This is a genomic window from Synechococcus sp. Cruz-7E5, assembly GCF_024345995.1.
Lineage (GTDB): Bacteria > Cyanobacteriota > Cyanobacteriia > PCC-6307 > Cyanobiaceae > Regnicoccus_A.
This window is the reverse complement of the sequence record NZ_JAGQCE010000003.1, coordinates 191165-210884: the sequence shown is the minus strand read 5'-3', so window position 1 is coordinate 210884 and position 19720 is coordinate 191165. Positions and strand designations below refer to the sequence as shown.

19 protein-coding genes and 1 tRNA gene are annotated in these 19720 nt (G+C 67.0%); 8 read left to right on the top strand and 12 right to left on the bottom strand.

Annotated elements, in window-relative coordinates:
- Nucleotides 1–61: 61 nt before the first annotated feature.
- Nucleotides 62–1069: a Gfo/Idh/MocA family protein gene (locus KBY77_RS06020; protein ID WP_094555355.1), complete on the top strand. Its 1008-nt coding sequence runs from the start codon at nt 62–64 to the stop codon at nt 1067–1069.
- Here KBY77_RS06020 and KBY77_RS06015 read toward each other — a convergent pair.
- On the bottom strand, nt 1030–4353 hold the full coding sequence (locus KBY77_RS06015; RefSeq protein WP_255102648.1) for a glycoside hydrolase family 15 protein: 3324 nt from the start codon (nt 4351–4353) through the stop codon (nt 1030–1032). The two genes, KBY77_RS06020 and KBY77_RS06015, sit on opposite strands and share 40 nt — an antisense overlap.
- Before the next feature lie 94 nt (nt 4354–4447).
- Here KBY77_RS06015 and KBY77_RS06010 point away from each other — a divergent pair, with 94 nt between their 5' ends.
- Nucleotides 4448–5179, top strand: coding sequence for a WecB/TagA/CpsF family glycosyltransferase (locus KBY77_RS06010; RefSeq protein WP_255102647.1), 732 nt, complete (start codon nt 4448–4450; stop codon nt 5177–5179).
- 47 nt (nt 5180–5226) lie between these two features.
- Here the strand turns inward: KBY77_RS06010 and KBY77_RS06005 are convergent, their stop codons facing one another.
- Both KBY77_RS06005 and tgt read right to left on the bottom strand, forming a co-directional pair.
- Nucleotides 5227–5379 carry a photosystem II reaction center protein K gene (locus KBY77_RS06005; protein WP_094555354.1) on the bottom strand — a complete coding sequence of 51 codons (153 nt, stop codon included), beginning with the start codon at nt 5377–5379 and terminating at the stop codon, nt 5227–5229.
- Nucleotides 5380–5413: 34 nt separating this feature from the next.
- Nucleotides 5414–6559: a tRNA guanosine(34) transglycosylase Tgt gene (gene tgt / locus KBY77_RS06000; protein ID WP_255102646.1), complete on the bottom strand. Its 1146-nt coding sequence runs from the start codon at nt 6557–6559 to the stop codon at nt 5414–5416.
- A 53-nt stretch (nt 6560–6612) separates the two neighbouring features.
- Here tgt and KBY77_RS05995 point away from each other — a divergent pair, with 53 nt between their 5' ends.
- Nucleotides 6613–7392: an adenosylcobinamide-GDP ribazoletransferase gene (locus KBY77_RS05995; protein WP_255102645.1), complete on the top strand. Its 780-nt coding sequence runs from the start codon at nt 6613–6615 to the stop codon at nt 7390–7392.
- On the opposite strand, the gene KBY77_RS05990 is transcribed toward KBY77_RS05995, so the two are convergent.
- The gene (locus tag KBY77_RS05990) at nt 7389–8477 is read right to left on the bottom strand and encodes a HAMP domain-containing sensor histidine kinase (RefSeq protein WP_315856461.1); all 1089 of its coding nucleotides are present in this window, start codon (nt 8475–8477) and stop codon (nt 7389–7391) included. The genes KBY77_RS05995 and KBY77_RS05990 overlap by 4 nt on opposite strands.
- A 432-nt stretch (nt 8478–8909) precedes the next feature.
- Between KBY77_RS05990 and KBY77_RS05985 the strand changes: the two genes are divergently transcribed.
- The gene (locus tag KBY77_RS05985) at nt 8910–9281 is read left to right on the top strand and encodes a DUF3155 domain-containing protein (protein WP_094555351.1); all 372 of its coding nucleotides are present in this window, start codon (nt 8910–8912) and stop codon (nt 9279–9281) included.
- A gap of 61 nt (nt 9282–9342) precedes the next feature.
- On the opposite strand, the gene KBY77_RS05980 is transcribed toward KBY77_RS05985, so the two are convergent.
- On the bottom strand, nt 9343–9948 hold the full coding sequence (locus KBY77_RS05980) for an alpha/beta hydrolase (RefSeq protein WP_255102644.1): 606 nt from the start codon (nt 9946–9948) through the stop codon (nt 9343–9345).
- A 147-nt stretch (nt 9949–10095) separates the two neighbouring features.
- On the opposite strand from KBY77_RS05980, the gene purH reads away from it, so the two are divergent.
- The gene (gene purH, locus KBY77_RS05975; RefSeq protein WP_255102643.1) at nt 10096–11649 is read left to right on the top strand and encodes a bifunctional phosphoribosylaminoimidazolecarboxamide formyltransferase/IMP cyclohydrolase; all 1554 of its coding nucleotides are present in this window, start codon (nt 10096–10098) and stop codon (nt 11647–11649) included.
- An 80-nt stretch (nt 11650–11729) separates the two neighbouring features.
- Nucleotides 11730–12188, top strand: coding sequence for a DUF4079 domain-containing protein (locus KBY77_RS05970; protein ID WP_255102642.1), 459 nt, complete (start codon nt 11730–11732; stop codon nt 12186–12188).
- Nucleotides 12189–12207: 19 nt separating this feature from the next.
- Here KBY77_RS05970 and KBY77_RS05965 read toward each other — a convergent pair whose 3' ends face one another.
- From KBY77_RS05965 to sfsA, 4 genes are all read right to left on the bottom strand, one after another.
- The gene (locus KBY77_RS05965) at nt 12208–12876 is read right to left on the bottom strand and encodes a DUF1997 domain-containing protein (RefSeq protein ID WP_255102713.1); all 669 of its coding nucleotides are present in this window, start codon (nt 12874–12876) and stop codon (nt 12208–12210) included.
- Nucleotides 12877–13069: 193 nt separating this feature from the next.
- A complete protein-coding gene (locus KBY77_RS05960; protein WP_255102641.1) occupies nt 13070–14266 on the bottom strand; it encodes a 4-hydroxy-3-methylbut-2-enyl diphosphate reductase in 1197 nt (398 codons plus the stop codon).
- 125 nt (nt 14267–14391) lie between these two features.
- Nucleotides 14392–15852: an ammonium transporter gene (locus tag KBY77_RS05955; RefSeq protein WP_255102640.1), complete on the bottom strand. Its 1461-nt coding sequence runs from the start codon at nt 15850–15852 to the stop codon at nt 14392–14394.
- 107 nt (nt 15853–15959) lie between these two features.
- Nucleotides 15960–16766 (bottom strand): DNA/RNA nuclease SfsA, encoded by an 807-nt coding sequence (sfsA, locus tag KBY77_RS05950; RefSeq protein ID WP_255102639.1) that lies wholly within the window; start codon nt 16764–16766, stop codon nt 15960–15962.
- A 122-nt stretch (nt 16767–16888) separates the two neighbouring features.
- Here sfsA and murJ point away from each other — a divergent pair, with 122 nt between their 5' ends.
- A complete protein-coding gene (gene murJ / locus KBY77_RS05945) occupies nt 16889–18502 on the top strand; it encodes a murein biosynthesis integral membrane protein MurJ (RefSeq protein ID WP_255102638.1) in 1614 nt (537 codons plus the stop codon).
- Here the strand turns inward: murJ and KBY77_RS05940 are convergent.
- The 3 genes from KBY77_RS05940 to KBY77_RS05930 form a co-directional block, all read right to left on the bottom strand.
- A complete protein-coding gene (locus KBY77_RS05940; RefSeq protein WP_255094505.1) occupies nt 18486–18752 on the bottom strand; it encodes a cytochrome-c oxidase in 267 nt (88 codons plus the stop codon). The genes murJ and KBY77_RS05940 overlap by 17 nt on opposite strands.
- 94 nt (nt 18753–18846) lie before the next feature.
- Nucleotides 18847–19137, bottom strand: coding sequence for a DUF3181 family protein (locus KBY77_RS05935; protein ID WP_255102637.1), 291 nt, complete (start codon nt 19135–19137; stop codon nt 18847–18849).
- 15 nt (nt 19138–19152) lie between these two features.
- On the bottom strand, nt 19153–19410 hold the full coding sequence (locus tag KBY77_RS05930; RefSeq protein ID WP_255102636.1) for a hypothetical protein: 258 nt from the start codon (nt 19408–19410) through the stop codon (nt 19153–19155).
- 96 nt (nt 19411–19506) lie between these two features.
- Here KBY77_RS05930 and KBY77_RS05925 point away from each other — a divergent pair.
- Nucleotides 19507–19580 (top strand) — tRNA-Arg (locus KBY77_RS05925).
- The last annotated feature ends 140 nt before the right edge of the window (nt 19581–19720 follow it).

The window sequence follows — 19720 nt, the reverse complement described above, 5'->3', positions numbered from 1 at the left end:
CATTGATAATGCCTGGACTGGAGCGGCTGGAGATCACGTTGGCGGGTGTGCTGGTGCGGCGATGAGCAGCGATCCCATCACCCCGGTCAAGGTGGGGGTCATCGGCATCGGCAACATGGGATGGCACCACGCCAGAGTCCTGAGCCTGCTGCGGGACGCCGAGCTGGTGGGGGTGGCGGATCCCGACCAACGTCGCGGTCAGCTGGCTGTTGAGCAGTTCGGCTGCCGTTGGTTCGAGAACTTCGACGACCTGCTCCCCGAGGTCGAGGCGGTCTGCATTGCCGTTCCCACCCTGCTTCACCACCGCGTGGGCATGGCCTGCCTCCAAGCCGGCCTGCATGTGCTGATCGAGAAGCCTATCGCCGCCAGCCAGGAGGAGGCCAGCGAATTGATTCAGGCCGCGGAACTGGCGGGGCGCCAGCTTCAGGTGGGCCATATCGAGCGCTTCAACCCCGCCTTTCGCGAACTGCTCAAGGTGGTGGCGAACGAGGAAGTGGTGGTGCTGGAGGCACGCCGTCACAGCCCCCATGCCGATCGGGCCAACGATGTGTCGGTGGTGCTCGATCTGATGATCCACGACATCGACCTTGTGCTTGAGCTCGCCGGCTCCCAGGTGGTGCGGCTGGCGGCGGCGGGAGGGCGCAGTTCCGACGGTCCGATCGATTACGTCAATGCCACCCTCGGTTTCAGCAATGGGGTGGTGGCGAGCCTGACGGCCAGCAAGATGGCCCACCGCAAGATCCGCAGCCTCAGCGCCCATTGCCGCGCCAGCCTGGTGGAAACCGACTTTCTCAATCGCCGGCTGCACATCCACCGCCGCGCCCACGAGTGGGTCTCTGCCGACCACGGAGAATTGCTTTATCGCAACGATGGCTTCATCGAGGAAGTGAGCACCACCTCGATCGAGCCGCTCTATGCCGAGCTGGAACACTTCCTGCTTTGCCTGCGTGGCCGCGAGGTTCCAGCCGTCGATGGTCAGCAGGCCTCCAGGGCCCTGATGCTGGCCAACCTGATCGAGCTGGCGGTGGATCAGCCCTCGCTCTGCATGGCCCTCGACGCACCCATCTGAGCGACCGTCTCCCCGTCCCCTTCCCCAGTCTCGATTTCGGTGAGGTCGCGCAGGGCCAGGATCTGCCAGCGGCGGCAACGGGCCGGTGAGGAGGTGTAGAAGAGATCCCAGGCCGCTGACTTCTGCTTGGCGTAATCCTCTCCGCCCAGCTCGGGGTGGGTCTGTTGCCAGCCCACCCGAACCGCGTGGCCGATCACCACGTCGAGGGCCAGGTAGTCGTCGAAGCGCACCTGGGGGTTGGCACCCACGAACACCACCAGCGAGAGCAGGGTCTCGGTGCAGAGCTGGCGGTATTCAGGAGCTTCGATCTTGCTCAGCAGGTGGTCCACCAGGGCCGCGAAGTTGCGCTCACCTGGGGTCTTTTCCGAGAGCAGGGGCTCGCTCTCAAGGCGGTTGCGCCGCTCCAGCTTGTCGCCGATCACCAGCCCGCGGCAATGGTGGAGCAGATCCCAGATGCCGGCGTAGAAGTCGCGAGGGACCCGCTGCAGGGCTCCAAGGCGCTGGCGGTGCTGCATCCAGCCACAGCCGCTGCCCAGGGGCAGGTCGTCGAGGGGATCGGGCACCTCCCAGCGCACCCGCCCGCTCAGGTGGAGCTGCTCCTTGCGGCGCAGGGCCTCGCGCGCATGGTCCACATCCGCCAGCACCGTGCGCAGGCGCCGTCGGATGGCGTGGGGCGGCAAATCGCAGAGTGCTTCGAAGGCGTCGTCGGCGGTGAGATCCAGTTCGGCCGCCAGCTCGCCGGTGAGCAGGAGCAGCAGTTGCCCCAGCTGGATCGTCAGGCTGCCGCTGAGCAGCGCCTGCTCCGAGCGGGCCAGCCCGTCGAGGGCCAGCAGCAGCTCCTGCTGCAGCATCCACTCGCGGCCGTCGTCTCCACTGAAGCGACGGATCATGGCCCCGATCATGGCGCTGCCCTGGGGTTGGCTGATCAGCGACTCATGGGTGTAGTTGCGGCCCACCACCACCTGCTTCTGACGCACCAGGATGTCGGTGAGGGCATCCTCCAGCTGGGGATGCACCAGCTGCATCAGTCCGGCGCAGCGCCGCACCACGTTCCAGTCACCTTCGGCCAGGCCCCGGCGGTAGATCTCCTCCACCAGCGCCTGCAGCTTCAGCGGTCCGGCGCTGGATGGGCCCTGCAGGATCGCGCTCCGCCCCAGCCGCTGCACCAGTTGCTCCAGCACTTCAGCCTGCTCGGGCAGAGAGGTGCTGCGCCAGAGCAGATCCGCCAGTCCTGGGATGGCGATGTCCTCCAGTTCCTGTTCCTGCTGGATCGTGAGCGGCTTCTGGCTGGTGCTGTGGCGCAGCACTGGGGCGGCCGGCTGGCTGCGCCTCGCCAGGGGCTGCTCCTGGGGTGGCGGCAGCTCCTCCCAGCAGACCTGATCGATCAGTCCTTCGAGACGATCGAGCTGCACCGGTACGCCTTCCACCAGACCGCTGCGCAGGGCTTCACCCATGCGGATCAAGGTGGCGGGATCCCGCTGGAAGGGACTGGCTGCCAGGGGGATCAACAGCAGGGGCAGGCCATCGCCGCGCCACTGCCGCTGGAGCAGCCGAAGCTCACTGGTCACGGTGTCCACCAGCTGCTCCGGGTCGTCAGCCAGATAGAAGGTGCCCTCCTCCAGCACCGAAGGCAGGAAAGCCATCATCTCGTTGCAGCTCCCGTTCTGGTCACTCCCAGCGGTGCTGCGATACAGCAGGGCCGTCGCCATGGTTTCCATACGCACCGGTGGATAGCCACTGAGACCAAGCCTGGCGTTCGCGCCCACCGAGGCCATGCGTCGGCCCAGTTCCCTGGAGCTGGCCACCCGCACCGAGCCGTGGGCTCGGGTCACCGGCAGGCCGGCTTGCTCCAGCGCCGCGGCAATGGTGTCGTTCTCAGGCACCAGGGCCACCAGCACCCGCTCAGCGCCGAGGGGTGCCGGCTGGCGGCGGTGGCTGGGATCGATGTCCTCCGGACTCAACAGACCGTTGAGCAGCAGGTCCCCCAGCCAGGTGAGGCTCTGGGTCCAGAGCAGAGGCACGTTCTCATTGGCGATCCGTTCCTGGGTGCCGGGATGGAGTCGTTCCGCCTCAATCGCGTCGGCCGGCACCAGGTAGAGCTCGGGCAGTTCGGGCACGCCATCGACTTCCACGCTCACCGCCTCGAGGCGCCGCCGCCATTGCCAGGCCTCGCTCCAGCGCTCCTCGCAGCAGGCCGTGACCAGCTCATAGGCGAAGAACAGGGGCCACTCGCACTCGATGCCCTCGAACTGGGCCAGTTCCTCCGGTTCGTAGTGGAGCCGTTCGTGGTCCTCCACCAGGGTCTGGTGGCCGTCGCGGCGAAAGCGCTTGTAGCCGTAGGCGCCGCCGAGATCTCGGCGGATCTTGCTGCGTGTTCGCTCCACCAGCTCCGGGTCCTCCACCGCCCAGGCGGGGTAGCCGATCACTGAGAGGCAGGCGCTGTCCACCTCCTTGCTGGCCGACTCCCGCGGCAGCAGGGCCTGCAGGGCCCGCCGCAGCCGCACAATCGCCGGATGGGGGATGTGCAGGCAGAAGCTGCCGTCGCCATAGGGGCCGTAGAGATCGAGGCCCTCCAGGGCCTCCAGGGCCGCCTTGACCAGGCCGATCGAGCTGGCGTTGCGCTCCGGTTCGCCGTGATTGCCCTTGTCGCCCCGCTCCCAGATGCCGTAGTCGGCGATCCGGTAGGCCCGAGCCACGTAATACACCAGGTTCTGCAGGAAGTCCCGCTCATGGCTGCTCTGCACCACCACCAGCCCGGCCCGGGTCAGCTGGGCCAGTTGCAGCAGATAGAGGGCGGTGGCGTCAAGCTGCAGATGCCCCCAGCCGTCGTCGGGCACCACCGGGTTGCCCGTGCCGGTGTCGAACTTGGCATGGATGGCGTCGAGCCGGTCAAGGCTGCGCTTGAAGCGCTCCACCTTCGGTGCTTGGCGCATCATGGCGCTGAGCAGGCCGCGCATCAGTTGCAGCACCCGCTGGTTCAGCTCATGGCTGCGGGTGCAGGGTCCATTCAGGCGGCGGTGGGCCTGGGCGAGCCCCCAGACGCACTGAATCGAGTAGACGCAGTCCCGCACCCAGGCATCGCCGTAGTTGCCATGTACGGTGTTGGCGGTGCTCGCCGGCAGCAGTCCGCTGATCGGATGCTGACGGGCCAGCACCACCCGCTCGATCTGGCTGTCGAGGTGGCGAAGCAGCTCGTGGGCGTCTTCGTCGCTGAGCTGGCGGGCGCCCAGCTGCTCCTGCAGGGGCGGCTCCAGGCCCCCATCGCGGGTCCACTCGCTCGTCATGGTCGGCCTGGTTGCGAGGTTGATGGAGGGATCTGCCCTGCAGATGGGTACTCTCCCTAGATTCTCCCCTGTGGTCCGAAGGGACCTGGCCGTGATGGTGACGGAAACTCAGGTTCCCGGGGGCCTGCGCTCGAAGGTGCTGGGACTGCCGGTCGATGTCTGCGCCGATGTGGCGGATGCCGCGCTGGTGCTCCACGGCCGCGGCGGCGGTCAGATCGTCACCCTCAACGCCGAGATGACGATGGCAGCGCTCGAGGATCCGGCCCTCGGGGATGTGATTCGAGCCGCCGAACTGGTCATCCCCGATGGGGCGGGGGTGGTCTGGGCCCTGGGGCGGCAGGGGTACCGGGTGAGACGCAGCCCGGGCATCGAGCTGGCTGATCGGCTGCTGGTGGAGGCTGCCGAGCGGGGATGGCGGGTGGCCCTGGTGGGGGCATCACCCACCGTGATGGAGCGCCTGCGGGAGCGCCTGCTGCAGCGACTGCCGGCGCTCGATCTGGTCGCTGCGATACACGGCTACCAAGCTGATGCGGCCTGGCCGGGGCTGGAAGCCACGTTGCAAGCCAGCCAGCTGGATCTGGTGCTGGTGGCGCTGGGGGTCCCTCGCCAGGAAACCTGGATCCAGCGGCTGCATCAGGGCCAGAACGGCCTCTGGATGGGGGTGGGCGGCAGTTTCGATGTCTGGGCCGGGACCAAAAAAAGGGCCCCCGCCTGGATGGGAGCCCTGCAGATCGAATGGTTGTACCGGTTGATTCAGGAACCGAGCCGTTGGCGAAGGATGCTGGCGCTGCCTGCTTTTGCCTGGGCTGTGCTGCGGGGCGGCTGAGGCGCTGCCCCGAGCTGTGGTGTGATGTGCCTGCCTGGCGCGACGGCTCAGCGGAAGCCGACGGAGGCCTGCCAGACGAAAGCCAGCAGCAGGAAGAAAAGGGGGATGATCGGCAGGATGTCGACCAGTGGGCCGAAGGCCTGGTAGGCCTCAGGAAGTTCGGCCAGGGTGGTGGCGGAGATCAGCGCGGAGAAGACCATCCCTGAACGGCGAAAACGTGATATGGGCTGGACGCTACCACGTGTGAGCTGCTCCGGAGCCGGGCTCCCAGGGAGTGAAATCCTCTGCAAAGCAGCCCTCGCGGATGGCCGTCGCCATGGCTGTGCTGAAGCGAATCAGCTGGGTGAGGTTGTGCAGGCTGAGCAGGATCCGGCCGAGCAGTTCGTTGCTGCGGAACAGGTGATGCAGATAAGCCCGGCTGTGACAGGTGCAGGCCGGGCAGGCGCAGCTGGAATCGAGCGGGGTGTGGTCGTGGCGGAAACGGGCGTTGCGCAGGTTCCAGCGTTCGCCCCCCACCAGGGCGGTGCCGTGGCGGCCCAGGCGGGTGGGCAGCACGCAGTCGAACAGGTCGATGCCCTGGGCCACGGCGATCGCCATCTCCCGCAGGCTGCCCACACCCATCAGGTAGCGGGGACGATCCCTGGGCAGCAGCGGCGCAACCTGGCGCACGATCCGGTGCATGGCCTCCACCGGCTCCCCCACGCTCACGCCGCCGATCGCGATACCGGGCAGGTCCATGGCACTCACAGTCCGTGCCGCCTGCTCGCGCAGATGGGGGAACGTGCCCCCCTGAACAATGCCGAACAGCGCCTGGTCGCTGCGGTCATGGGTGGCCATGCAACGCTCCAGCCAGGCGTGGGTGCGGCGGCAGGCCTCGCCCACGTCGTTTTCGCTGGCGGGATAGGGCGGACACTGATCGAAGGCCATGGCCACATCAGCCCCGAGCGCCATCTGGATCTGCATCGAACGCTCCGGTGTGAGGTTGATGCGGGCGCCGTCGCGGGGCGAGCGGAACACCACTCCCTCGTCACTTATCAGATTTATCCTGCCGAGGCTGAACACCTGGAATCCACCCGAATCGGTGAGCAGGGGCCCATCCCAGCCCATGAAGCGGTGCAGCCCGCCGGCTTCGGCCACGATCCCCTCACCGGGCTGGAGGTGCAGGTGATAGGTGTTGGCGAGCACCATCTGGGCGCCGGTGGCCGCCAGCTGGGCCGGGGTCACCCCCTTCACGGTGCCCAGGGTGCCCACCGGCATGAAGCGGGGCGTTTCAACGCGGCCATGGGGCGTGTGAAAGACGCCGCAGCGGGCCTGGGTACAAGGGCACTGGGCCGTGATCTCGAACCGGAAGAGGTCGGCCGCTGCGGCGGAGCGGGTCACGGCGGCTGGAACGGTTCGGCGTTGAACTTAGTTCGTTCGCCCTGGTGTGGGCGATGAGGCCCCTTACGGCGCCTCCCTGGCTGCGCGATCTGGCCGGGGCCTGGATCTTCTACACGGTGCTGCCCGCCTGGCCACGGTTGCAGCCCCGCTTTGAGCGGATTGCCCGCTTCGCCCCCTGGATCGGCCTGCTGCAGGGCCTGCTGCAGGGCTTGCTCTGGTGCCTGGCGGAACCCTGGCTCCCGGGAGGGGCCCGCCTAGCCCTGGTCTTGGCCCTTGGCCTCTGGCTGACGGGCGGAATCCACGCCGATGGGGTGATGGACACGGCCGATGGCCTGGCGGCCGGCGAGCGGGCCCTGGAGGCGATGGACGACAGCCGGGTCGGGGCCAGTGGGGTGCTGGCCCTGGTTCAGGTGCTGTTGCTGCGGGCGGCCGCGCTGCTCACCCTGGCGGAGCTGAACCTCGGTCCCCTGGTGGCTCTCGGCCTGGTCTGGGCCGGGGTGTGGGGCCGTATCGCCCCGTTGCTTGCCATGCACCTCTTCCCCTACCTGCGGCCCGCCGGCACCGCCGCGTTTCATCAGCTGCACTGGCTCGGCCTCGGCCGGGAGCTCAGACCAGCGCTGGTGTTGCTGGTGCCGCTCACCCTGGCGGGGGCGTCGATGGGTTGGCCCTGGCAGGGCTTGCTGGGCCTGCTGCCGGCTTGGCTGGTGCCGCTGGGGCTGGGCCGCCGCCTGGGGGGGCACAGCGGTGACAGCTATGGCGCCTGCGTGGAATGGGTGGAGAGCCTGACCCTGCTGCTGCTGGCCCTGGCTGCCCTCGTGGCTGGGGCGGGCTAGGCGCTGGGCGGCAGCTCCAGCAGGAAGGCGTTGCCGGCGTCGGGCAGATCGCTGGCAGCGAGTTTGGGAGGGCAGAGCAGACTCAGTTCACCACCCAGGCTGCGGGCCAGATCCCTGGCCAGGGCCAACCCCAGGCCCGTACCAGGGAGGGCCTGGCCCCGCTCCCCCCGGATCCCTCGTCCGAAGATCGCCTCCCGCTCGTCCGGAGAGATCGCCCCGCCGCCATCCCAGACGGTGAGCCTGGGGCTTCCGCCAGATGCCATGGCGGTGTGCAGTCCCACGCTGCTGCCTTCGGGGCTGTAGCGGAAGGCGTTCTCCAGCAGGTTGGCCAGAATTTCGGCCACGGCGGCGCTGTCGCCGCGCCAGTCCGGCAAAGAGCTGGGGCCCTGCCAGGGGCGCCCCTGCAGGGCTGCGGTGGCGGCTGCGCGCTGCAGCAGGGGCTCGATCCGCTCCTGCAGGGGTGCGGCGTTGCCGGCCTGGAGGGACGGCGGCAGCAGCAGGGGGCCTGAACTCTGGGGGCCGGACTGGAGTGCCGCTGGATCCGTGAGCCCGTCGATCGCTTCGATGTAACGGTGCAGCTGCTGCCCTTCCACCAGCAGGTTCTCCACCAGTGCGCGGTTCTCGGGATCGCCCTCGAGGCGTCGTTTGAGCAGCTGGGCAAAGGTGCGCAGGGCGGCCAGGGGGTTGCGCATCTGGTGCACCAGCAGGCGCAACTGCTGCTGCTGCCTCTCCAGCTGCTCGCTCAGCCGTTGGTGCTCCAGATCCAGCAGCAGGGCCTCGGTGAGGACCTGGGCCGCCGCCTGCAGCCGTGGATGGAGGTTGGCCGGCCAGGCACTCCCAGCCAGTTCCACCCGCAGGGCGCCCAGCAGCGTGCTCTGGTGGCGCAGGGGCAGCCAGCGGCGCTGCTCACTGGGCAGCAGCAGAGTCTCGTCTTCCTCTACGGGGGGAAGGACCATGCGTTGTGGAGGCCAGTGGCCTGCCGGCATCAGGGCCGGCTTGCCGTCAGCGCGGGGAATGGCCAGATAGACAACCAGAGAGCGGATGTCGCTGCGGTCGGAGAACTGCTCTAGCTGCAAGCGCAGCAAGGTCAGGAAATGCGGCGACACCTGCATCGTGGCCTGGCCGGGAAAGCCTGCAAAAAAAAGTTCCGGGAACCGTGGTTGAAATCTGGGATTTTGCCTTAAGATTTACCTATCGACCACTACTTCGCGGTCCGCGAGCGGACCTCCAGGTGCAGGGGCGAACGCATCGGTTGCACTTTTCTGCAAACGAGGCTACAGCAGAGAGAGACCCGTCCCTCCGCTGTTCGGAGGCATTCCCTGGGATGCCTCCGAGTTGCTTCCTGTCTGGCGATTCCCTGAGCAGCTGCCAGCAGCCGCCCCAGGAATTCCGCTCCCGGTAGCCAGATGTCTGGACGTGCCTGCGCTTCCCCAGGGAGCGCTCAGCAGGTTTGTCTCGTCCTGCGAGACCGCCCCATCCTCTCCATCCCTCTCCATCTCCCCCTAGGGAGTTGTTTCATGTCCAAGAAGCGCAAGCGGATCAGTCGCCGTCGTCTCGCCGGTCAGCGCGTGCTCGCCCACGTGCCCACCCACAACCTTGAGACCGGAGAGCACAAGCCGGTCACCGCTGCCCGCCGCTACATCGCCGAAACCGGCCTTGAAGCGCCCGCACTGCTCAACGTCCGCCGCAACGAGCACACCACCGATCGTTTCTTCTGGGGTGAGAAGGGCCTGTTCAGCGCCCAGTACGCCGAGGAGAACCACTTTCTGTTCCCCTCCCTGCGCCTGATCGTCGATCAGGTCGGTGAGGACAACCTCTTCGCCGGCCTTGAGTCCACTGGCTCCGACGACTGGGAAGAGATGGAAGAGTACGAATACGCCTTCGTCTGAGGTCTGCCCCTGGGGCACCGCCCGATCAACCCCTGTGGATCCATGGATCCCAGGGGTTTGTTTATGGGCGTGGCTGGGGCCAGTGCCTCTGCAGGAAGGAGCGCAGCGCGGGGAACAGGGCCGGGTCAATGCTGTGTCCCCCTGGGAAGCCCAGTAACTCACTCTCCCCCCCGGCGCTCTGCCAGAGCCGCTGCAGCTCTTCGCTGGCGCCATAGGGCACCACCGGGTCCGCCCGGCCGTGGGTGAGCAGGATCGGCGGTAAGGGGGATTGCGGGCTCCAGCCGGGGTGGGGATAGCCGCTGCAGCTGATCACCCCGGCCACCGGCAGATCGCCGGCCACATCCAGGGCCATGGCAGCACCCTGGGAGAAGCCGAGAACAATGGTCCGCTCCAGGGGCAGGGTGTCCGCCAGGGCCTCCAGCCGCTGGCGCAGCAGCAGCCTGGCCTCCGCCAGGCCCGGCCACTCCGGCTGTTGCAGGTCATACCACTGGCGCCCGACTCCGTAGGGGTGGGGTTCGGGGGCGCGCAGGCTGATCACCCCTGTGTCGCGGCTGGCGAGTTCCTCCCCCAGATCCAGCAGGTCGTCGGCATCGGCGCCCCAGCCATGCAGCAGCACCAGCCGTTGCTCGGCGGCGGCGGGTCCGCGGATCAGAAGGTCATCCGTCATGGCAATTGGGTAATGGCGCGCTCGGGTGGGGGTGCAGGCGTCAGGGCCGGAGCCTGAGCCGGAGCTGGGGCCATGGTGCTGCGCGGTTGGTGCTGTTGGGGTGCTGCTGCTGCGTAAGTTGTGGCCAGCACGCCATCACGACCGTCCATGGCCCCCACCGCGCTGCTGAGTGTGTCGGACAAGCAGGGCTTGGTGGAACTCGCCACGGCCCTGCACCACCGCCATGGCTACAGCCTGCTCTCAAGTGGCGGCACCGCGGCCGCCCTGGCCGCCGCCGGCCTGCCGGTGACCCGCGTGGCCGATCACACCGGATCGCCGGAAATTCTCGGCGGCCGGGTCAAGACCCTGCATCCGCGCATTCACGGCGGCATCCTGGCCCGCCGGGAGGATCCAGCCCACAGAGCTGATCTGGAGTCCCAGGCGATCACCCCAATCGATGTGGTGGTGGTGAACCTCTATCCCTTCCGCGAAGTGGTGGCCGACCCGGCCGTCTCCTGGGAGACGGCGGTGGAAACGATCGATATCGGTGGCCCGGCCATGGTGCGTGCCGCCGCCAAGAACCATGCTGACGTGGCGGTGCTCACTGCCCCCGGCCAGTACGGCGACTTCCTCGCGGCCCTGGCCGGCGGTCGTGTCGATGCCTCCCTGCGCCGCCAGCTCGCCCTTGAGGCCTTCCGTCACACCGCCAGTTACGACAGCGCCATCAGCAGCTGGCTGGCGGAGAAACTGGAGCCTGCGGCCGCAGAGCAGGAGCTCCCTCTGCGGCTGGAGTTGCCCTTGCGCCAGCCCCTGCGCTATGGCGAGAATCCCCACCAGCAGGCCGGCTGGTACAGCGAGCCCGGGGCGGGCTGGGGCGGGGCCCGGCAGCTGCAGGGCAAGGAGCTCAGCTTCAACAACCTGCTCGACCTCGATGCCGCCCTGGCCACCGTGAGGGAGTTCGGGTACGGCGCCGACGTCAAACCCGCGGCTGTTGTGGTGAAACACACCAACCCCTGCGGTGCGGCCGTGGGCAGAAGCGCCTCCGAGGCGCTGCAGCGGGCCCTGGAGGCGGATTCGGTCTCGGCCTTCGGAGGCATCGTTGCCCTCAACACTGGGGTCGATGGGGCAAGTGCCGAGCGGCTCACCAGCCTGTTCCTGGAATGTGTTGTGGCGCCCGGTTACAGCGAGGAGGCCCTCGCGCTGTTGGGGGCCAAGGCCAACCTGCGTCTGCTGGAGCTGCCCGCGGAGGCAGTGGCGCTGGCGCCGCGGCGCCAGCTGCGCACCGTGCTCGGCGGCCTCCTGTCCCAGGACCTCGATGACCGGCCCGTCAGCGAAGCCGATTGGCAGGTCGTCAGTAAGCGGCCGCCCAGCCCCGCCGAGCTCGACGACCTGCGTTTCGCCTGGCGCCTGGTGCGCCATGTGCGCTCCAACGCGATCGTGGTGGCCAGGGGCGGGGTCAGCCTGGGGATCGGTGCCGGCCAGATGAACCGGGTCGGCTCAGCCAGGCTCGCCCTGGAGTCGGCTGGAGTTTCCAGCCAGGGGGCGGTGCTCGCCAGTGATGGTTTCTTTCCCTTCGCTGACACCGTGCGGCTGGCGGCGGAGCATGGGATCACCGCGGTGATCCAGCCGGGCGGCAGCATGCGCGACGGGGAGTCGATCCAGGCTTGTGACCAGCTCGATCTGGCGATGATCTGCACCGGCCGCCGGCACTTCCTGCACTGAACGGGTCAGCCGTGGGCGCCGAACGGCACGGGGAGAATGGGAAGCAGTAGTTTCGCTGCCAACGGCTTCACCCCGTGACCATGCCTGACGCTCTCGCTTTCAATCTGAATTTTTTGCACCCGCTGCTGATGTGGGTGTTGCTGGCCCTCTCCGGCTATGCCCTGATCCTGGGCATCAAGGCCAAGAAGACCCGCACAGCCGATGCGGAGCAGCGCAAGGAGCTGATCAAGGGCAAGTTCGGTCAACGCCACTTCCAGATCGGCTCGATCGTGCTGGCGGTGATGGTGCTCGGCAGCTTCGGCGGCATGGCCGTCACCTACATCAACAACGGCAAGCTGTTCGTGGGTCCACACCTGCTGGTGGGCATCGCCATGGTCAGCCTGATCGCCGTGGCGGCCTCCCTCTCGCCATTGATGCTCAAAGGCAACCTGATTGCCCGCAAGGCCCATGTCGGCCTGAACATGACCCTGATGACCCTCTTCCTCTGGCAGGCGGTCACTGGCATGCAGATCGTCAACAAGATCTGGACCGATCGCTGAGGCCTTGATCAGAAGGCTGTCAGAAGGGGGCCCGGCGTCGGGGCGGGCATTCCAGCTCGTGGGTGGCGTGAAAGTCTTCCTGGACCTTCCAGGTGAGCTTGCGCGAGATCTGACGCACGATCTGACGCAGCAGGTGATCGCCGCTGGATTGGACCAGCTTGTCGGGAAGCAGGCCGATCACCGCTGGCAGCCGGATCCACACGCACAGGTCGAGTTCCCAGCGCACCTGGGTGAGGATGCCGGCCTCAGTCCCTGAATCAGGCTCGCCCTCTGAGCCCTGCTCCAGCTGCAGGGCGGCGTTGAATTCGACGTCATAGATCTCCTGCAGGCTGGCGTCAGGGGTGCTCAAGGCTGCTGCTGTGACGATGCGATAGATGCCTTCGCTCTGGGGCAGGAGCTCCAGGCCGATGGTGGGTTCCACCTCGAAGCCGAAATTGCCGAAGCGCCCCAGGGTCAGGGCATAGCCGTTGGTCCCGAGCGGTTGCACCGTCATCGGAGCCGCGCAACGTCGGAACCAGCCATCGTGGTGGTCGAGATAGGTGGCCACGGAGTGGGACGGAGCCCGCATCTCCATGACATCAGCGAAGCGGCTGCTGTACCGGCGAACCCGAAGATCGTCGCTGTGGCGCAGGGGCAGGGCTTCCGCTGGCGGGCACTGGGCAGACTCCGGATCCTGGGCAAAGGCCACGGTTGTCGAGGCGTCGCGGGACAGAGCGGTGCTCAAAACTGTTCGATCTCCTCGAGGCCCAAGCAAGTACCCCGTGATGGCGGGAGACAGTGAATCAATGTAACTGCAGCTTGCATGGGCCGCCGGCGCGGTTGTGACAGCCACGGAGCTGAGGGTTGGGAGGGCTCCGCTCAGCCGCTCCCGGCATTCGCCCTCAGTTGTCGCAAAGCTCCATGAGGTGGCGGATCACGTCCTCCACCACCCGGTCGGGAGTCGAGGCGCCGGAGGTGATGCCCACGCGCAGTGGGCCCTCCGGCAGGAAGGGCGCCACCACCTCAAGATCGCCCCCAAGGGGCATGTGCTCGATGCGGTTGCCCGGCCCGATCCGCTCGGGTGTGTCGATGTGGAAGGAGCGGATGCCGCGGCTGATGGCGATCTCCTGCAGGTGAGTGGTGTTCGAGGAGTTGTACCCGCCGATGACGACCATCAGATCGAGCGGTTCATCCACCAGGGAGAACATGGCGTCCTGCCGCTCCTGGGTGGCGTCGCAGATGGTGTTGAAGGCCAGGAAGTGGTCGTTGAGCTCAGCTGGGCCGTAGCGCTGCAGCATGGTGCGCTCGAACATGCGCCCGATTTCCTCGGTTTCACTCTTGAGCATCGTCGTCTGATTGGCCACACCGACACGCACCAGATCCAGATCGGGATCGAATCCCGGGGAGGACGCCTTGGCGAAGTGGGTGATGAAGGCCTCGCGGTCGCCCTTGCCCAGGATGTAGTCGCAGACCATCTGGGCCTCGGCCAGATCAAGCACCACCAGATAGGTGCCGGCGAAGGAGCTGGTGGCGAGGGTTTCCTCGTGCTTCACCTTGCCGTGGATGATCGAGCTGAAGGCGTGCTTCTTGTGCTTCTCCACGGTGTTCCACACCTTCGAGACCCAGGGACAGGTGGTGTCGACGATGTGACAGCCGCGCTCGTTCAGGAGCTGCATTTCCTGCACGGTGGCACCGAAGGCCGGCAGGATCACCACATCACCGACGCCCACCTCCGAGAAGTCCTTGACCCCTTCCTCGACGCGGATGAACAAGACGTTCATGTCGCGCAGATGGGCGTTAACCGAGGGATTGTGGATGATTTCGTTGGTGATCCAGATCCGCTCGCTGGGGTAGTGCCGCCGGGTTTCGTAGGCCATGGCCACGGCGCGTTCCACGCCCCAGCAGAAGCCGAAGGCCTCAGCCAGGCGCACAGTGAGACGGCCATGGCGCAGCTCGTAGCCGTTGTCCCGCAGACCGGCGATCAGATCGCTCTGATAGGCCTGCTCGAGACTCCCGGCCACCTGCTCACCCAGACCGAAACCGCGGCGGTTGTAGCGCTCGGAGTGGTGCAACGAGCGTTTGAAGGCGCGGGTGTCCATGGCGTCGCCGCAAGGCATGCAGGGGCCGACTCTATGGGCTGAGGACCATGATCGGGCGGAAAAAAGCCCCGGTGGGGACCGGGGCCAGTCACGACCATGCGGTCGGAACGGGAAGAGCCAGGGGCTCAGTTCGTCGTGGATGCGAAGTCGGGATAGGCCTCCATCCCGTGCTCCGAGATATCGAGACCTTCGATCTCTTCTCTCTCTGTGACGCGGATGCCCCCAGAGAGACCCGCGAGGACAGACCAGATGATCCAGGAGGTGACGAGGGCGAAAATCGCGTAGCTGAGGGAACCAAGGATCTGAAGACCGAGCTGGGCGAAACCCTTGCCAAGGAGCAGGCCCTTGTCGGTGCTGAACAGACCTACGGCGAGTGTGCCCCAGATGCCGCAGGTGCCGTGTACCGACCAGGCACCAACCGGATCATCAATGCCGAGGCTGTCGACGAAACTGACAGAGAACACCACCAGGGTGCCGGCGATGAACCCAACCACCCAGGCAGCGGGCATTGAGAAGCCGTCGCAGCCAGCGGTGATCCCGACCAGACCGGCCAGGATGCCGTTGATCGTCATGGTGAGGTCGGGTTTGCCTGAATGCAGCTGGGAGAAGATTGTTCCAGCAATGCCCCCTCCGGCGGCCCCGAGGGTGGTGGTCACAGCGATGTAAGGAACAGTTTCGTTCATCGCCAGGACCGAACCCGGGTTGAAGCCGTACCAGCCGATCCAGAGGATCAGGCAGCCAAGAGTGGCAATCGCCAGGTTGTGGCCGGGGATGGCCTGGGTCTTACCGTCTTCGAATTTTCCGATTCTGGGGCCCAGGATCATCGCTCCGGCCAGACCAGCGCAAGCGCCAACGGTGTGAACCAAGGTGGAGCCGGCGAAATCGATGAAGCCGAGCTGGTTGAGCCAGCCGGCTGCATTCCATTTCCAGCTGCCCGCTATCGGATAGACGAAGGCCACCAGCACCAGCGAGAAGACCACGAACTCGCCGAACTTGATCCGCTCAGCCACCAGACCCGAAACGATCGTTGCGGAGGTACCAGCGAAGGCCACCTGGAAGAGGAAATCGACCGAGGGCACCAGGGCGCCGTCGGTGACCATCTGCGGGGTCACGGTGGGGTCGAAGAACAGACCCAGCGGGCCGCCCTTGCCGTAGAAGAGCCAACCGGGAATCACCGGCTCGCCGTACATCAGCGAGAAGCCGATCAGCCAGTAGGCGCTCGCCGCAAGGGCGAACACGATCAGGTTCTTGGCGAGGATGTTGGTGGCGTTCTTCTGGCGGCAGAGACCGGCTTCGACCATGGCGAAGCCGGCGTTCATGAAGATCACCAGAATGGCGGCGATCAGCAGCCAGACATTGTTGATCAGGAAAGCCGGAGTGAGCTCAGGAAGCTCGGCAGCGTGGGCGGAGAGGTTGAACACCCCGAGGCCGAAGAGGGCCAGGGGCACACAGGCCAGCCAGGTGAGCGTGCGGGAATTGGAGAGCCCGCGGATGCTGCGCAGCAGCAGTTCGGGAGCCTCGAGCAGACTCGCCTCCTGAAGACGCCGCGGCCGGCGTCGCCCAGGGGCGTGAGGAGCAACTGTCATGGAGCGGAACGTCGCACAGGATTTTGCGGAGAGAGGATGGATCACGCCCAAGGGCGTTCCTACATGGCAAAAGTGCACGGTGCGGCATCAATCGCTGGTGGCGTTCGCTACAAAACCTCTGATCCGTTTGCGTTGGGAGGCGCCGGGGGTTCGCTGGGGATCAACTCGGCCACGCCGAGCCAGCTCACGCCCTCGGCGCTGAAGCGGTAGCGCAGGGGCAGTACCTGAACCCCTGCCGCCAGGGCCTCCCGGAACAGCTCGCCGTAGCGGGGATCCGCCGAATCCCCCGGTGCGAAGGCCGTCACGTCGGCGCGGCTCAGGCAGGGAACGAGCAGGCCGCGGGCTTCGGGTCCAACGGCCATCAGCTCGCGAAGGTGCTTCTGGCCCCTCTCGGTGACCGTATCCGGGAACAGAGCAAGCTCCCCCCGGCTCCAGGTGGTGTTCTTGACCTCCAGGTAGATCGGTCGCGGGTCGGCGGCGTCGGCGGGAGGGCTCAGCAGCAGATCGATCCGGCTGCGACGGTTCTGCCCGTAGGGCACCTCGGCGCGGATCGATTCGATCGGTCCCAGCCAGCGCTCCAGGCAGCCCGCTTCGATCGTGGCCCGCACCAGTCGGTTGGGGAGGGCCGTGTTCACCCCCACCCAGCAGGCCTGGCCGTCACTGCCCCTCACCAGGGCCTGCTCCCAGGTCCAGGCCAGCTTGCGCTCGGGCCTGGGGTCGTGGCGCAGGCGCACGCGTTCTCCTGGAAGGAGCACCCCGGTCATGGGTCCGGTGTTGGGGCAATGGGCGGTCACCACCTGGCCGCCTGCCAGCTCCACATCGGCCAGGAAGCGTTTGTAGCGGCGCAGCAGCACCCCCTCCACCAGGTTCTGCATCGGCAGGATCAGGCTGGGGCAGGGCTTCGGATCCGGCATCAACTCGGGTGCTGGCCAGGGGGGCTGGCTCAGGCGCCCATGCTGCCGCTCGGCCGGCCGGTCTCGCTGCGGGCGACGGGGTGGAGAATCCCCCGATGGATGGGGCCCAACGGCCTGACTGGATGGCGAAATCCCTGCGGCGCATCGCCCTGATCGTGGCCCTGGCCACGGCCCTGAGCAAGGTGGCCGGTCTGCTGCGACAGCTGGTGATCGCCGCCGCCTTCGGGGTGGGAGCCGCTTACGACGCCTACAACTACGCCTACGTACTGCCCGGTTTCCTGCTGATCCTGCTGGGGGGCATCAACGGGCCGTTCCACAGCGCCATGGTGAGCGTGCTGGCCCGCCGCCCCCGCGAGGAGGGGGCCCATGTGCTGGCAGCGATCAACACCCTGGTGGGGGTTGGTCTGCTTGGTGTGACCGTGCTGCTGGTGGTCGGAGCCGATCCGCTGATCTCCCTGGTGGGGCCGGGGCTGGGGGACGAGCGCCACGCCATCGCCGTGCTGCAGCTGCGCTGGATGGCGCCGATGGCCCTGTTTTCCGGCCTGATCGGCCTGGGCTTCGGGGCTCTCAATGCCGCCGACGTGTTCTGGCTGCCCTCGGTGAGCCCGCTGGTGTCGAGCGTGGCGATGATCGGCGGCATCGGCATTCTCTGGTGGCAGCTGGGCCCGGCGATCACCCTCCCCGCCACGGCGGTGATCGGCGGCGTGGTGCTGGCACTCACCACCACCCTGGGGGCGCTGCTGCAGTGGCTGATCCAGCTGCCCGCCCTGGCGAAGGAGGGGCTGAATCGGTTTCAGCTCGTCTGGGATTGGCAGCACCCTGGCGTCAGGGAGGTCCTTCAGGTGATGGGTCCGGCCACGCTCTCCTCAGGGATGCTGCAGATCAATGTGTTCACCAGTCTGTTCTTCGCCTCAGGGATGGTGGGTGCGGCGGCCGGCCTGGGTTACGCCAACCTGCTGGTGCAGACACCGCTGGGCTTGATCTCGAACGCCTTGCTCGTGCCGCTGCTGCCGGTGTTCTCCCGGCTGACTGCCCCAGCCGACAGATCTGCCCTGGTCGGCCGCATCCGCCAGGGTCTGATGCTCTCGAACGCCAGCATGCTGCCGCTGGGGGCCCTGATGGTGGGTCTGGCCGGTCCGATCGTGGCCCTGATCTACAAGCGGGGGGCCTTCGACGTGGATGCGGCCCAGCTGGTGACGAGCCTGCTTATCGCCTACGGGATCGGCATGCCCGCCTACCTCGGCCGTGATGTGATCGTGCGCGTCTTCTATGCCCTGGGTGATGGCAACACCCCATTCCGCTTCTCCCTGGCCGGGATCGGCTTCAACGTGATCTTCTGCTGGTTGTTCGTCGGGGGGCCCACCCCCTGGGGGCTCCAGCTCCCGGCGTTCAACTTCGGTGCCGCCGGGCTGGTGATGGCCACGGTGGCGGTGAATGTGCTCACCTGCGCCGGATTGCTGCTGGCGCTGCAACGGCGCCTTGGCAGCCTGCCCCTGCGGGCCTGGGGGCGGGATAGCCTGCTGTTGCTGCTGGCCGCCCTAGTGGGAGGGCTGGCCGCCTGGGTGCTCTCCAGCTATGTGGCCTGGCCAGGCGGACTGCTGGGCCAGCTGCTTCAGTGCGCGCTGAGTACCGGCCTGGGGCTGACTCTCTATGGCCTGATTGCCAGCTGGGCAGGGGTGCCCGAGGCCCGTGATCTGGTCCTGCAGGTGCGCGTGCGCCTCAGCCGGGGTTCCTGAGGGTCACCCGGCGCTCCTCACGCACCTGAACCGGGATCTCCAGGTGGCTGCGTCCGAGCATCTGGGGGCCATCCACCGAGAAGATCCGCGCCTCGATGCCGAAATCACGAAAGGCGTTCTCCAGTTCCTGGATCAGCGCCTTCTCCACCTGGGCCTCGGCGTCGACGACCTTGCCGATCAAGCGGCCGCCCAGGGGGCCGATGCGCTGACGGACCACCTCTCGGGCATTGGTGACCTCGATGACCAGCATCCAACGCCTGCAATGGGTTTGAACCTTATCCGCTGCGCAACGTCCAGGCCGGCACTGTCGTGCTTCTTCAGCCGCTGCCACCCATCCCTGGAGCTCAGTGCCCAATGTTCTCAAGCACGTCCTCGAGATCACGCAACTGCCCCGGGGGGAGCAGACGGGCCAGCGGCAGGCGGCTGGAGCCTCCGCCGATCGGCACCTGGACCGCTTCAAGGGCCTGGCGGGCGCAGACGCCTGGCCCCTGATCGAGCCGGGCGGCGCATTCGATCGCCAGGGTCATCGCCAGACCGGCATCGCCCAGGTAGAGATGCCAGCTGGCCACCTGGATGTAGAGGCGGTCAGCCAGGGCCAGGCTCAGCTCCTCGAGTTCAGGTCCCGTCAGGCTCACTGGACTTGGGTGCGCTCAGACCTCACCTTGGTCGAGGGTCTGGCTTCGTGGGCGCAGCCGCAACACGATGATGAGGTGCAGCAGCCAGCCCGCCCCCCAGGTCAGGCTCAGCCAGCTCAGGTGCATCCAGGGATGACGCAGCCCCTGCACGAACCACAGACCCGTGTTCAAGGCAGCGAACAGGCCGCCATGGAGGCAGAGGTTCACCACCCGCTCGTAGTGGCGGTAGGTGGGGTCGGCGGGGTCGGCGGGGCCGTACCAGCGAATCGGCATGGGGAGAGGGAACGCAGAGCCTGAGGTGGCTGATTCGATTGTGCCCGGGCGACAGTTGACGAATGGCCCCCCCATGCGGTGAGAATGCTTTGGCACGCGCTTGTAGCTCAGCGGATTAGAGCATCTGACTACGGATCAGAGGGTCGGGAGTTCGAATCTCTCCAGGCGCGCTTTTCAACCGTCCGACATCGGACGGTTTTTTTTGGTTTGTCCTCCTCCAGTGGCGTTGACCCTGGCGTTGGCGACCCAGGCGTTGACCCGACCGCGCTCCCCCCAGCCATTTGAGCCTTGGCCAACCGGCCTGCTGAAG

Excerpts from the sequence above, each read along its gene's own strand:
- KBY77_RS06020 (WP_094555355.1), top strand. The coding sequence starts at position 62 with ATGAGCAGCGATCCCATCACCCCGGTCAAGGTGGGGGTCATCGGCATC.
- KBY77_RS06015 (WP_255102648.1), bottom strand. The coding sequence starts at position 4,353 with ATGACGAGCGAGTGGACCCGCGATGGGGGCCTGGAGCCGCCCCTGCAG.
- KBY77_RS06010 (WP_255102647.1), top strand. The coding sequence starts at position 4,448 with ATGGTGACGGAAACTCAGGTTCCCGGGGGCCTGCGCTCGAAGGTGCTG.
- KBY77_RS06005 (WP_094555354.1), bottom strand. The coding sequence starts at position 5,379 with ATGGTCTTCTCCGCGCTGATCTCCGCCACCACCCTGGCCGAACTTCCT.
- KBY77_RS05995 (WP_255102645.1), top strand. The coding sequence starts at position 6,613 with ATGAGGCCCCTTACGGCGCCTCCCTGGCTGCGCGATCTGGCCGGGGCC.
- KBY77_RS05985 (WP_094555351.1), top strand. The coding sequence starts at position 8,910 with ATGTCCAAGAAGCGCAAGCGGATCAGTCGCCGTCGTCTCGCCGGTCAG.
- KBY77_RS05980 (WP_255102644.1), bottom strand. The coding sequence starts at position 9,948 with ATGACGGATGACCTTCTGATCCGCGGACCCGCCGCCGCCGAGCAACGG.
- purH (WP_255102643.1), top strand. The coding sequence starts at position 10,096 with ATGGCCCCCACCGCGCTGCTGAGTGTGTCGGACAAGCAGGGCTTGGTG.
- KBY77_RS05970 (WP_255102642.1), top strand. The coding sequence starts at position 11,730 with ATGCCTGACGCTCTCGCTTTCAATCTGAATTTTTTGCACCCGCTGCTG.
- KBY77_RS05960 (WP_255102641.1), bottom strand. The coding sequence starts at position 14,266 with ATGGACACCCGCGCCTTCAAACGCTCGTTGCACCACTCCGAGCGCTAC.
- KBY77_RS05955 (WP_255102640.1), bottom strand. The coding sequence starts at position 15,852 with ATGACAGTTGCTCCTCACGCCCCTGGGCGACGCCGGCCGCGGCGTCTT.
- sfsA (WP_255102639.1), bottom strand. The coding sequence starts at position 16,766 with ATGCCGGATCCGAAGCCCTGCCCCAGCCTGATCCTGCCGATGCAGAAC.
- murJ (WP_255102638.1), top strand. The coding sequence starts at position 16,889 with ATGGCGAAATCCCTGCGGCGCATCGCCCTGATCGTGGCCCTGGCCACG.
- KBY77_RS05940 (WP_255094505.1), bottom strand. The coding sequence starts at position 18,752 with ATGCTGGTCATCGAGGTCACCAATGCCCGAGAGGTGGTCCGTCAGCGC.
- KBY77_RS05930 (WP_255102636.1), bottom strand. The coding sequence starts at position 19,410 with ATGCCGATTCGCTGGTACGGCCCCGCCGACCCCGCCGACCCCACCTAC.